General features: G+C 48.4%; 14 protein-coding genes. 12 read left to right on the top strand and 2 right to left on the bottom strand.

Going from position 1 to position 11,598, the window contains the following annotated elements:
• Window positions 1-8: 8 nt before the first annotated feature.
• From SO_RS04010 to SO_RS03985, 6 genes are all read left to right on the top strand, one after another.
• The gene (locus tag SO_RS04010) at window positions 9-1,160 is read left to right on the top strand and encodes a lipocalin-like domain-containing protein (RefSeq protein WP_405130456.1); all 1,152 of its coding nucleotides are present in this window, start codon (window positions 9-11) and stop codon (window positions 1,158-1,160) included.
• Between the two features lie 226 nt (window positions 1,161-1,386).
• Window positions 1,387-1,758 (top strand): type IV pilin protein, encoded by a 372-nt coding sequence (locus tag SO_RS04005; RefSeq protein WP_011071144.1) that lies wholly within the window; start codon window positions 1,387-1,389, stop codon window positions 1,756-1,758.
• A gap of 1 nt (window position 1,759) precedes the next feature.
• Window positions 1,760-2,194 (top strand): GspH/FimT family pseudopilin, encoded by a 435-nt coding sequence (locus tag SO_RS04000; RefSeq protein WP_011071143.1) that lies wholly within the window; start codon window positions 1,760-1,762, stop codon window positions 2,192-2,194.
• Window positions 2,194-2,592, top strand: a complete 399-nt coding sequence (locus SO_RS03995) for a prepilin-type N-terminal cleavage/methylation domain-containing protein (RefSeq protein ID WP_011071142.1) — start codon at window positions 2,194-2,196, stop codon at window positions 2,590-2,592. Before SO_RS04000 ends, SO_RS03995 begins: the two co-directional genes overlap by 1 nt.
• Window positions 2,593-2,594: 2 nt before the next feature.
• Window positions 2,595-3,137, top strand: a complete 543-nt coding sequence (locus SO_RS03990) for a PilW family protein (protein WP_011071141.1) — start codon at window positions 2,595-2,597, stop codon at window positions 3,135-3,137.
• A gap of 15 nt (window positions 3,138-3,152) precedes the next feature.
• The gene (locus tag SO_RS03985) at window positions 3,153-4,781 is read left to right on the top strand and encodes a DUF7305 domain-containing protein (protein ID WP_011071140.1); all 1,629 of its coding nucleotides are present in this window, start codon (window positions 3,153-3,155) and stop codon (window positions 4,779-4,781) included.
• On the opposite strand, the gene SO_RS23445 is transcribed toward SO_RS03985, so the two are convergent.
• On the bottom strand, window positions 4,666-4,923 hold the full coding sequence (locus SO_RS23445) for a hypothetical protein (protein ID WP_319626447.1): 258 nt from the start codon (window positions 4,921-4,923) through the stop codon (window positions 4,666-4,668). The two genes, SO_RS03985 and SO_RS23445, sit on opposite strands and share 116 nt — an antisense overlap.
• Before the next feature lie 367 nt (window positions 4,924-5,290).
• On the opposite strand from SO_RS23445, the gene SO_RS03980 reads away from it, so the two are divergent.
• From SO_RS03980 to napB, 5 genes are read left to right on the top strand one after another with little or no spacing between them, the layout of a single operon-like run.
• On the top strand, window positions 5,291-5,575 hold the full coding sequence (locus tag SO_RS03980) for a chaperone NapD (protein WP_011071139.1): 285 nt from the start codon (window positions 5,291-5,293) through the stop codon (window positions 5,573-5,575).
• Entirely contained in the window at window positions 5,572-8,052 is a 2,481-nt protein-coding gene (napA, locus tag SO_RS03975; RefSeq protein WP_011071138.1) for a nitrate reductase catalytic subunit NapA, read from the top strand. The genes SO_RS03980 and napA overlap by 4 nt, the downstream gene beginning before the upstream one ends.
• Before the next feature lie 51 nt (window positions 8,053-8,103).
• Complete coding sequence (gene napG, locus SO_RS03970; RefSeq protein ID WP_011071137.1) at window positions 8,104-8,838, top strand: ferredoxin-type protein NapG; 735 nt, start codon at window positions 8,104-8,106, stop codon at window positions 8,836-8,838.
• 11 nt (window positions 8,839-8,849) lie between these two features.
• A complete protein-coding gene (napH, locus tag SO_RS03965; protein ID WP_164925622.1) occupies window positions 8,850-9,839 on the top strand; it encodes a quinol dehydrogenase ferredoxin subunit NapH in 990 nt (329 codons plus the stop codon).
• A complete protein-coding gene (napB, locus tag SO_RS03960; RefSeq protein WP_011071135.1) occupies window positions 9,836-10,267 on the top strand; it encodes a nitrate reductase cytochrome c-type subunit NapB in 432 nt (143 codons plus the stop codon). Before napH ends, napB begins: the two co-directional genes overlap by 4 nt.
• 175 nt (window positions 10,268-10,442) lie before the next feature.
• Here the strand turns inward: napB and SO_RS22965 are convergent, their stop codons facing one another.
• Window positions 10,443-10,595: a hypothetical protein gene (locus SO_RS22965; protein ID WP_011071134.1), complete on the bottom strand. Its 153-nt coding sequence runs from the start codon at window positions 10,593-10,595 to the stop codon at window positions 10,443-10,445.
• Window positions 10,596-10,689: 94 nt separating this feature from the next.
• Between SO_RS22965 and SO_RS03955 the strand changes: the two genes are divergently transcribed.
• Window positions 10,690-11,571 (top strand): LysR family transcriptional regulator, encoded by an 882-nt coding sequence (locus SO_RS03955; RefSeq protein WP_011071133.1) that lies wholly within the window; start codon window positions 10,690-10,692, stop codon window positions 11,569-11,571.
• Window positions 11,572-11,598 lie beyond the last annotated feature (27 nt).

Genomic DNA, 11,598 nt, shown 5'->3' with positions numbered 1-11,598 from the left:
TCCTTTTTATGATTAGCGGCTGCGATAATGCGCCCGCGAGCGTTTCAGAATCCAAATCCATGGGGGCTTTGCTAGGGCAAACAAAAGAAGGCGAAACAACCTCAACGCAACAAGCCTTTGCAAAGGTGACACCTGAGCATCAGTTTCACTTTCCCCAAGATCATCTTGCCCACAACGGCTTTCGGCAAGAATGGTGGTATCTCACTGCTAACTTAACCACCGAAAAAGGTGAGCAACTTGGCGCGCAATGGACCCAATTTAGGGTGGCACTAAAACCTCAATATACAGAATCGCAAAATGCGCAACCGACTACCCTTAAGTCCGCTTGGGCAACTGAACAACTCTATTTTGCCCATAGCGCACTGACCTCTAGCGCGGCACATCTGGCCCATGAGAAATGGTCTCGCGGTCATCCAAAGCTTGCCGGCGTCAATGCCAATCCCTATCAAATTCATCTCGATAACTGGCAATTGCAGAGTGAGTCGAACGCGTTATTTCCGGCAATCTTAAGGGTTGAGACCGCAGACTTTAGTTACGAGCTAACGCTGACCAGCCAAGCACCGCTGCAATATCAAGGCGATAATGGCTATAGCATTAAAAACCGCGAGGGTAACGTCGCCTCCTACTATTACAGTCAACCTTTTATCACCATTACTGGCCAGATCACCCGCCATATCAACATCAATGGTCAAGCCGAAAATCGGGTCGAGAAAGTCACAGGCCAAGGTTGGCTTGACAGAGAATGGAGCTCACAATTTTTAACCAAAAGCCAGCAGGGTTGGGATTGGTTTGCCCTTCGCCTCAATGATGGTTCGGCGCTAATGCTCTTTCAGTTAAGGGAGCAATCCACCGATAAGACTCAAACTCCATCAGCCTTTTACAGCGCCAGACGAATGTTTGCCGATGGCACAGGCCGCAATATCAACTCCCGAGACACGCCAGATGGAATAAAAATGACGCCGCTTGGATGGCAAACCACCCGCACCGGCAAATACCCCGTAAGCTGGCAAGTCCAAATCCCGAGTGAGCAAATCGATATCCGCATCTCACCGTTAAATCCCAATAGCGCCATGGCGTTATCCACCTCCTATTGGGAAGGTCCGATTAAACTTAGCGGTAGTCACACCGGCATGGGTTATATGGAACTGACGGGGTATTAATATCCATAAATTAGACTGGGTTTTAATGTGATCTTCCCCTCAAATTCAGCGACTTAACACTCACCATTCTCATACTATCGATTGCAAATGCTGGCGAATTATCACTCAGTTATTGCAATTGGATTAAAATCGCAATAAATTAACATGACAACGTTGTCAAAAATGTTAAAACAACAACATAGATTACGGACAATTCTATTCAGTTCAATAACACAGGGAGGTGTAAATGAACACTTTACAAAAAGGGTTTACCCTGATTGAACTGATGATCGCCGTTGCCATTATTGGCATTCTCGCCGCAATTGCGATCCCTTCGTTCAATGAGTACTTAAAGCAAGGCAGACGCTTCGATGCGCAGCAATATTTAGTCACCAGTGCTCAAGCGTTAGAACGCCATTATTCCCGCAACGGCCTGTATCCCGCTTCGCAGAGTTTAGCTAACAGTCCCTATTACAGTTTCAGCTATACGCCCACAGCAGATAAATTCGGTTTTAGCCTTAAAGCCGTACCGACAAACCGTCAGTCAGATCCCTGTGGCACCTTAAGCCTCGACCACAAGGGCGTGCGCGTCCCCGCCACAAATTGTTGGAGCCATTAACATGCCACGGCCATCTATTGAAGGGTTCACTTTGGTTGAATTGATGGTCGTAATTGCCATTATCGGCATCTTAGCCAGCCTAGCACTGCCTTCCTATCGGGATCTGATTGCCAAAGAAAGTCTCATCTCCACAGCAAATGAATTAATTTCCAGCTACAAATTTGCCCGTGGCGAAGCCATCAAACGTAATCAGGCCGTCACGTTAGAAGCCAAACAAGATGGACGTTGGCTGATCATCAGTAATCAGGAGGAACTCAAAGTATTTAGCCCATCGAGTCGTGGCATCAGCATCGACGGCTTTAATACCCTCGATATCAACGCCACAGGCAATACCACGAAGACGCAGATAAGCCTCGAAAATACCCAAGGGGAAAAGCTCAATTTGTGCATATTGCCAAGCGGCCAAAGTTTTTTACAGGAGGAAGCATGCGCGTAATGGAATATCGCATTAAACAACAGGGCTTTACCATGACTGAAGTGCTAGTTTCGTTAGTGGTTTCCGTCACATCTTTACTGGCGCTCGGCAAGGCACAATTATCTTCACTACAACATGCCACCAATAGCTTCTATTATACCGTTGCAACGATACAAGCTCAGAATGTGATAGAACGGATCTGGCCAAGGATCTGCGACATTCAGCGCCAGCCCGCGCGCTTTGAGGATGTCAATTTTAGGGCCAGCCTCAGCCAAGGTATGCCAAGCGGTTTTAATCCGATATTACCTAACACTTATCAGGATACTATGCCTATCACAGTCACTTGGCAGGATGGGCGCATTGAAAATCAAAACAGCGTCAGCCTTAATGCTAGCTTTCCACACTTGTGTCAGGCTTAGCAATGTCGCCTTTCAATAAGCAACAACAGGCGGGTTTTAGCTTATCAGAGCTGATGATAGCGATGGTGTTGGGGCTGATCATTATGCTCGCTGTAGTCAATTTTTTTGCCCCGCTCAAGGCGACTGTAGAAGAAAGCAAACGCCTAGAAGATGCGGCTGATGCGCTAAGATATGCAACTCTCACGCTTAGCAAGAGTGTCAAACGCTCATCCCATATTGCATCGCTCAGCGCGAACGAGTTGGTCCTTGTGGTTGTAGCATCACCCACACAACCCAGTTTAAGTTGTTTAGGCACAAACAAAACCAGTGATTACAACGAAACCTATCGTTTTTCAGCCCCAAATCTGAGCTGTGACGACGGTGATAGCGCCCAAATTTTATTAACGGGGCTTGAATCAACCCACTTTACGCTAAATGGCGAGTTGCTCACGGTACAACTCAAACCGGAGAAGCTTCCGGCACAATTTGGCCAAGGTATAAAGCTCGATATCGCACTGCGCAAAAGCGTTTGGCAGCAAGCGCTCAACCGCCAACAAATCCAATAACGCAAGGAAGCACATATGGATAAGCTAAGACCCGCTATCGGCAATAAGGAACACGGCGCCGTATTACTCATTGTCTTAGTCTTCAGCTTGTTAGCTAGCTTGTTGGTCGTGACGTCACTTAGGGATAATCTCGTTCAAGAGCGGCTGAGTGGTAATTTTCAAAAACAGATCAATGCACAGCTGTTAGCAGAACAGGGCATGCATGAGAGCTACAATCAGCTCAAAAACCAGCTCAAACAAACACCCAATCAAAGCTTGCAGACGCTTTATGATCAGCTCCCAACTAACGCTAATGGTAGCCTCGAAGGCAGTAGCTATGCCCTCGACAACGGAAAAATAACCGGAGCCGAACTCAGCCTCGATAGTCGTGGTCAGCATTTAGAAGGCCAAGCTAAGCTCAATGCGCAATTCACCCTGCAGGCCAGCAAGGGCAATACCATCTTTAATGACGCAATTGTTTCCTGCGAGAGTTTAAATTTAACCGGCAGTAGTAGTATCGATGGTTACGATTCCCGTAAAGGCGCCTACGGCGATAGCATCAGTAACGGACAGGGTGGTAGCCAACGGAATCAACATGGCAAAGGCAATGTGACCACCATAGAGCCCAATGCCAATATCACGCTCACGGGTAACGCACCCATTTATGGCGATGTTAGCGCCACGGGCAGCGTCACCCTCTCAGGATCATCGAGCCTCAGTGGCAGTATTCAAGCAAATAACGATGTCACGCTCGGTACAGGAACCGTCAGTGGCAATATCGCGGCGGGCAATAACTTCAAGTTAGCCAACAGCGGCAAGGTCGAAGGATCGGTAAAAGCCAACAATAATGCCTCAACGGCACCTAGCGCCCAGATCAATGGCACACTGCAATATGGTGGCGAAGGGAACTTCCATCAAAACAGCCAGATTGGCAACCTAGTCAACACTCGCCCCAATTTGCCTCCAGTACCAACCAAATCCTGCGATCCATTAGATATCAGCGCAGTAATGGGTGGGTTTAAAATGCCTAATAATGGCGCGCGCAGGATAGATTCCAATGCCAATGTCACTATTACGCCGACAGGGTCAAGCAAGACGGAACTTAGCTGGAAAGGGGATTATTTCCCCAGCCTAACACCGACCGCAGAAACGATTTTTGGCACTGAAACCCCCGTGTTTAATCTCGATAGTTTAGTCATGAGCGCCGATGGAGTACTGAATATTAGCGGTGGCGACGTTACCCTAATCGTTAATGGTGACTTTAAAATGAGTGGCTCGAATCAACTCAATGTTGCCCCAGGTTCTAGCCTTACTTTATTATTTGTTAACGGTGAAATATCCTTCACTGCAGGAGCCAACAACGGCAATAACATAAAAGCCCAAACACTGACCGACACCCATAAACCACCAGTGTCAATTTTTTCCGGTTCAGATAAAGATGTCACCGTCAGCGGTAATGTGCCAATTTATGCCGCGCTCTACGCGCCCAAATCTAAGGTAAACCTCCAGGGTGGCCCAGAAATATTCGGTTCCGTTAGAGGCAAAGCCATCACAGCAACTGGTAATGGAAAAATCCATTATGACAATGCGTTAGGCTCAGCCGACTTAGGTGAAGACCATGCACTGCCGGCCGTGGTTCTATTAAAACAGTGGCAATATTTATAATACCAATCGTATTAAATATCTGTTCATTCAGCGGGAATTCAACGCGCTTTAGACAAGGCGAAGGCTTGAAGGCATAGTGGTGCTCTGTCGAAAGCCTTAAACGCAGTATAAAGCGCGTTGAAACCCGCCCTTTGGGAGCCACACAGGCATCCCACTCCGGTGTTGCATTGACTTAAAAGGGTATGACCATTTCTGCGTCAATGCGCCTGGGATTGAAATGCCTGTGAGGCTCTGAACTGATTAGATATTTAATGTGATTGGTATAAACCTCTCCCCAGCCATCAATCTTGCCCCATTCCTCCCTCTCCAAAGGGATAGCGATTGTTTAAATTTCAAACTGAGAGTTAGATCACGCGTAAAACTTTGATCCCGATCGACTATCCCCTTCAATACCTCTTGTGAGGTATACCCACATTTTTAATCAGGTCTAGACTCGCAGGTATCCACATTTAGTTGTACTAAAATTTATCAAACGCAACTGAATGCATCTCCAGATAAGGATCACCGCTATGAGTCAGGAATACCATGTTACCAGCCTCGTGGTACATGCCGCGCCCAATGCCTTACAACAGGTAGAGGCCGATATAACCGCCTTAAAGGGCTGCGATATCCACGCCATTTCCCCCGAAGGTAAATTGGTTATTACCCTCGAAGGAGATAGCCAAAAGGCCATTCTCGATAATGTTGAAGCCATCAATGCCCTGTCCGGCGTGTTATCCGCCAGTTTGATTTACCACCAAGTCGAGCCCCTAGAACAAGAACTGTTAGAAAAAATGAGTGAGGAAACACTATGAGCATTAGCCGCCGCGAGTTTCTCAAGGCTAACGCAGCGGTTGCCGCTGCGACGGCCGTTGGCGTGACGCTTCCCGTGAAAATGGTTGAAGCCGCCGAGTCAGATAATATCAAGTGGGATAAAGCCCCCTGCCGTTTTTGCGGTGTGGGTTGTAGCGTATTAGTCGGTACCAAAGCGGGTAAAGTAGTTGCCACCAAAGGCGATCCAGAAAGCCCTGTTAACCGTGGGTTAAACTGTATTAAAGGTTACTTCCTGTCGAAAATCATGTACGGCAAGGACAGATTAACCACACCATTGCTGCGGATGAAAGACGGCAAATATCACAAAGAAGGTGAATTTACCCCCGTGAGCTGGGATGTCGCCTTCGATACTATGGCCGCTAAGTGGAAACACAGCATCGCCACTAAGGGCCCAACCTCAGTCGGTATGTTCGGTTCTGGCCAGTGGACTATTTGGGAAGGTTACGCTGCATCTAAACTACATAAAGCCGGATTCTTAACCAACAACATCGACCCTAACGCCCGCCACTGTATGGCCTCTGCGGTCGTTGGTTTTATGCGTACCTTCGGTATTGATGAACCGATGGGCTGTTACGACGACTTAGAAGCCGCCGATCACTTTGTGCTCTGGGGCGCCAATATGGCCGAGATGCACCCGATCCTGTGGGCACGTTTATCTGATCGCCGTTTAAGCAGTAAAGACTGTCGCGTGCATGTGCTATCCACCTTCGAGAACCGTAGCTTCGATCTCGCGGATAACCCGATGGTTTTCCATCCGCAATCCGATCTGGTGATCCTCAACTATATCGCTAACTACATCATTCAAAACAAAGCGGTCAATACTGACTTTGTGACTAAACATACTAAGTTTGCCCTCGGTGTGGATGATATCGGTTATGGTCTGCGTCCAGATCATCCGTTAGAGAAGAAGGCCAAAAACCCTGGTAATGGTAAATCAACACCTATCAGCTTTGACGAGTACGCTAAGTTCGTCAGCACATATACGCTGGAATACGCGGCGAAAATGAGTGGTGTGGAACCTGAAAAATTAGAAACGCTAGCCAAAGCCTATGCCGATCCTAAGGCGAAAGTCATGAGCCTATGGACCATGGGGATTAACCAACACGTTCGTGGTGTATGGGCAAACAACATGCTCTACAACATTCACTTACTGACGGGCAAAATCGCAACGCCAGGTAACAGCCCATTCTCACTGACAGGCCAACCTTCAGCCTGTGGTACCGCCCGTGAAGTCGGCACCTTCGCCCACCGCTTACCTGCTGATATGGTGGTAGATAACGATAAGCATCGCGCGATTACCGAAAAAATGTGGCAAGTGCCTGAAGGCACGATTCCACCAAAACCCGGCTACCATGCCGTGCTGCAAAGCCGGATGCTCAAAGACGGTAAGCTAAACTGTTACTGGACTATGTGTACCAATAACATGCAAGCAGGCCCAAATATCAACGAAGAAATGTACCCAGGATTCCGTAATCCTGAAAACTTTATTGTGGTATCCGATCCTTACCCAACCGTCACAGCCATGGCAGCAGACCTTATTCTGCCAACCGCCATGTGGGTCGAGAAAGAAGGCGCCTACGGTAACGCCGAGCGCCGCACCCATATGTGGCATCAACAAGTCAAAGCGCCTGAAGGTGCTAAGTCAGATCTGTGGCAATTAGTCGAGTTTTCAAAACGCTTTAAGGTGGCTGAAGTCTGGCCTGCTGAGCTTATCGCTAAAAAGCCTGAATACGCTGACAAGACGCTTTATGAAGTACTGTTTGCCAACGGCGTCATCAACAAGTTCCCGACTACCGATTGTAAGGGCGACTTAAACGATGAAAGTGAACACTTTAGCTTCTATGTACAGAAAGGCATTTTCGAAGAATACGCCGCCTTCGGTCGCGGCCATGGCCATGACTTGGCCGAGTTTGACCGTTACCACGAAACCCGTGGCCTACGCTGGCCAGTGGTGAATGATAAAGAAACCCTGCGCCGCTTCGTTGAAGGTAGCGATCCTTATGTTAAAGCGGGTGAAGGTTACAACTTCTATGGCAAACCCGATGGTAAAGCGGTGATTTTCGCCCTGCCTTACGAGCCTGCAGCGGAAGAACCAAACTCAGAATACGATCTGTGGATGTCCACAGGCCGTGTGCTCGAACATTGGCATACCGGTTCAATGACCGCCCGCGTGCCAGAGCTTTATCGCGCTTATCCCGATGCGCAAATCTTTATGCATCCAGAAGACGCTAAGGCCCGAGGTCTGCAACGGGGTGATGAAGTACTTGTCGCCTCTCCCCGTGGCGAGATCAAAACCCGCGTCGAAACCAAAGGCCGTAACAAACCGCCACGCGGTGTGGTGTTTATGCCCTTCTTCGATGCGCGTCAGTTAGTCAACAAGTTGATTTTGGATGCAACCGATCCACTGTCAAAAGAAACTGACTTTAAGAAGTGCCCCGTAAAAGTGATGAAGGCCTAAGCCTTCATTTGATAGCGATGGCGTCAATTAATAGCAATTAAGGAGTCTAAGGTGAGTCAGCAAGTTAAGAGTGCATTCACAGCCAAGCAAGTCAACCGTCGCCAGTTTTTGGCCACGACGGCAAAGGCTGGCTGTGTGATGGGACTCGTGGGATTAGGCTTAACGGCTACGGCAAAAAGCCAAGGCCAGCTCGCTCCTCAAGCTTGCAGACCACCGGGCGCCCTTGAGGAGAGCGATTTTCTCTCGGCCTGCGTGCGCTGCGGTTTGTGTGTGGAGGCTTGCCCTTACGACACGCTAACACTGGCACGTTGGTTCGATGGCGCCGCCACTGGCACGCCATTCTTTACCGCAAGACACATTCCCTGCGAAATGTGTGAGGATATTCCCTGCATAAAAGCCTGCCCATCGGGTGCGCTTGATCCTCAACTTGAGCACATTAGCGATGCTAAAATGGGGATTGCGGTACTGATCGATGAGAAAAATTGCCTGAACTTTAAAGGATTACGCTGCGATGTCTGTTATCGGGTTTGTCCGTTAATCGATAATGCCATCACCTTAGAGCGCCAGCGCAATCAGCATAGCGATCATCACGCCATGTTTTTACCCACAGTCAACAGCGATACCTGCACGGGTTGTGGCAAATGCGAGCACGCCTGCGTGCTCGATACCGCCGCGATTAAAGTCTTACCGACCGCTCTGGCGTTAGGTAAATCCGCAGAGCATGACACTTATCTCAACACTGAGGAAACCACCTTAGAGATGTTGAATAAGGGGCTGACGTTATGAGCAATGAGTCTATGAGTAACAAGTCTATAAGTCATAAGACAATGAACTCAAAAGCCAAAGCCCGCACGCAGAACGAGCATGCCGCCGCGATTGCTGAACTCGGTTGGTTTGGCGCGCATAAATATTTGCTGCTACGCCGTACTGTGCAACTAAGTCTTTTAGGCTTATTTGCACTGGGACCGCTACTGGGGATTTGGCTATTTAAAGGTAATTTATCGGCCAGTTTACTGCTCGATACCATTCCCTTTGCCGATCCCCTGGTGAGCTTGCAATTGCTGTTAGCAGGACATACCCCAGAACTCAGTCTATTAATCGGTGCGGGCCTAGTGACAGCGTTTTATGCCCTCGCCGGTGGCCGAGTGTTTTGCAGTTGGGTGTGCCCTGTCAATCTGGTCACCGATACCGCAAGCTGGCTCAGACGTAAACTCAAACTTCCTCGCACCAGCGAGTTACCGCGCAATTTACGTTACTACCTGCTGGCACTCGTGCTGTTATTACCCCTGCTCACGGGCAGCTTGATTTGGGAATGGGTCAACCCCGTGCCCTTAGTCTATCGCGCCGTGCTATTTGGCAGTCTCAGTGGTTTATGGATCTTAGCGGCAATATTTTTGCTGGATCTATTTATCGCCGAGCGCGCTTGGTGTGGTCACCTTTGCCCAACGGGAGCCTTATTTGGCTTAGTTGGCAAATGGAGCCCCATTAAGATCGTCGCCAGCAAAGCTAGCGCCTGTGATAACTGCATGGATTGTTTTGCTGTTTGCCCCGAACGCCAAGTATTAAAGCCCGCGTTAAAAGGGCAAAGCCCAGTGATTTCGAGCCCTGACTGCACCCAATGTGGCCGCTGTATCGATGTTTGTGCTCAGCGCGTTTTCCGCTATCGAACCCGTTTTACTGGCACTCAGACTCAACTAAGTACAGGTGGCTCGACCAATAGTCAGTCGCCATCTAGCTCTTCACCAATTCGTCAACACATTGCCCCCAAGGCGGAGAATGACCAATGAAAAAAATACTCACCTTAGCCGCGATTGTATTAGCCATCGGCGGCTGCTCAGGCCAACAAGCAGAGACTCAAGCAACACCTGTCAATATCAAATCCCTCGCGGGTGATAGCGCGGTGACGGATATTCGTCCCGCCGATGCCATGCCTGTCTATCCTGCTCGCGGTAAAGCGTTGGAACGCAGCTTTACCGACCAACCACCGCTTATCCCCCATAAGGATGATTACAAAATCACCCTCGATAAAAATGGCTGTTTAACTTGCCATAGTTGGGATAAAGCTGCGCGGATGAAAGCCACACCAGTAGCAAAATCCCATGTTATCGACGATAAGGGCACGCTCAACGGCCATAACTATTTCTGCACTCAGTGCCACGTTGCACAGGCTGAAAACAAAGCGCCTTTAGTCGAAAATAAATTCTCAACTCAATAAACCACACTTCCCTGCACGCAAAAGCCACTGCTACCCAGTGGCTTTTTACTATCCATAACAGAATTAGACATAGACGTTTAAAAACTCAGTTCGGGGAGATATGTTAGACGAAATGAAAGATAAGCGGACGGGACTATAGATAAAATACGGAAGAATCGAAAAGTAAAAAACCAGCCTAGGCTGGGTTTACTTGTTGTTTTGCTTTATGCAAACCACCCGCCGGAGCCGTTACTCTTTTTTGCACTGCTTGAGCTGTTTGCACATTCTTTGTTTCAGGCATAGCTGCTTGCCACAAAGCACCTACCCATAAACTTGACGTTGACTTCATTGATAAATCTCCTGTTCTGTTAACAAGCTCAAAGTAATACTTAGGCCATCATCAGTAAAATGAATTAACGCCATACAATAGATTCCATATAAGCATGAACATCCCAATCAAGACCTTGCAATGTTTTTTAACCCTAGTAGAAACGGAAAACTTCACCCGTGCCGCCCAAAAATGCTTTATCACCCAGCCAACACTCAGCAAGATCATCCAAAGACTTGAAGAAAGTCTGGGAGAAACCCTGCTTATTCGCAATAACCAAAAAGTAGAGTTAACCCAAGCAGGGCAGCTATTTGAGCACAGTGCGCGGGAAATCCTTGGTCAATGGCATAGATTGCAGGAGGACATGAGTAACTTAAGCGGCCTAAAATCGGGGCGGCTTAGGCTGGGCGTATGCCCTATGATGAGCAGCTTAATCATAGGATTACTGACGAGCTATCGTAAGCGTTATCCAGGGGTTGAACTGCAAATGTATGAATACGGCGGTTTCGGCTGTGAGCAGGCGCTGTTGAATAACAGCTTAGATATCGCCTTTACCGCACTGCCCACAACCCATGAGACAGAACTGATTAACCAGCCGCTAACCAAGTATCCCCTCTTAGCTTGCTTGCCTGAAGCTCATCCGCTTGCCGCTAAGTCATACCTCAGTTGGCAGGATTTTGAACCTTACCCGTTTATTCTCTATAACGAGGACTTCTCGCTCGCCAAGCTGATAAATCGTCTGAGCCGTAAGGCTGGCGTGCAATTAAATATCGCCTTTCGCAGTGGTCAATGGGATTTTCTTGCAACCATGGTTGAAGCCGATATGGGACTAGCCATATTACCCGAACCTATTTGCCAAAAACTCAGCAACAGCAAACTTGTCTTTAGACCTATGCAACCGGCCTTGACTTGGGATTTAGCCCTGATTTGGCGACAGAACTTACCGTTAACTCCCGCGGCAAATGCCTTGCTGGAATTGAGCAAACAGAAAGCGTGAATGGTGAATGGTGAATGGTGAATGGTG

Origin of the sequence: Shewanella oneidensis MR-1 (genome assembly GCF_000146165.2) — a bacterium.
In the GTDB taxonomy this organism is placed as follows: domain Bacteria; phylum Pseudomonadota; class Gammaproteobacteria; order Enterobacterales; family Shewanellaceae; genus Shewanella; species Shewanella oneidensis.
Note: the sequence above shows the minus strand (reverse complement) of the source record. Positions and strands in the feature narration are given on the sequence as shown.

Bases quoted from the DNA above. Each gene is read 5' to 3' on its own strand.
- SO_RS04010 (WP_405130456.1), top strand. From the start codon at position 9: ATGATTAGCGGCTGCGATAATGCGCCCGCGAGCGTTTCAGAATCCAAA.
- SO_RS04005 (WP_011071144.1), top strand. From the start codon at position 1,387: ATGAACACTTTACAAAAAGGGTTTACCCTGATTGAACTGATGATCGCC.
- SO_RS04000 (WP_011071143.1), top strand. From the start codon at position 1,760: ATGCCACGGCCATCTATTGAAGGGTTCACTTTGGTTGAATTGATGGTC.
- SO_RS03995 (WP_011071142.1), top strand. From the start codon at position 2,194: ATGGAATATCGCATTAAACAACAGGGCTTTACCATGACTGAAGTGCTA.
- SO_RS03990 (WP_011071141.1), top strand. From the start codon at position 2,595: ATGTCGCCTTTCAATAAGCAACAACAGGCGGGTTTTAGCTTATCAGAG.
- SO_RS03985 (WP_011071140.1), top strand. From the start codon at position 3,153: ATGGATAAGCTAAGACCCGCTATCGGCAATAAGGAACACGGCGCCGTA.
- SO_RS03980 (WP_011071139.1), top strand. From the start codon at position 5,291: ATGAGTCAGGAATACCATGTTACCAGCCTCGTGGTACATGCCGCGCCC.
- napA (WP_011071138.1), top strand. From the start codon at position 5,572: ATGAGCATTAGCCGCCGCGAGTTTCTCAAGGCTAACGCAGCGGTTGCC.
- napH (WP_164925622.1), top strand. From the start codon at position 8,850: ATGAGTAACAAGTCTATAAGTCATAAGACAATGAACTCAAAAGCCAAA.
- napB (WP_011071135.1), top strand. From the start codon at position 9,836: ATGAAAAAAATACTCACCTTAGCCGCGATTGTATTAGCCATCGGCGGC.
- SO_RS22965 (WP_011071134.1), bottom strand. From the start codon at position 10,595: ATGAAGTCAACGTCAAGTTTATGGGTAGGTGCTTTGTGGCAAGCAGCT.
- SO_RS03955 (WP_011071133.1), top strand. From the start codon at position 10,690: ATGAACATCCCAATCAAGACCTTGCAATGTTTTTTAACCCTAGTAGAA.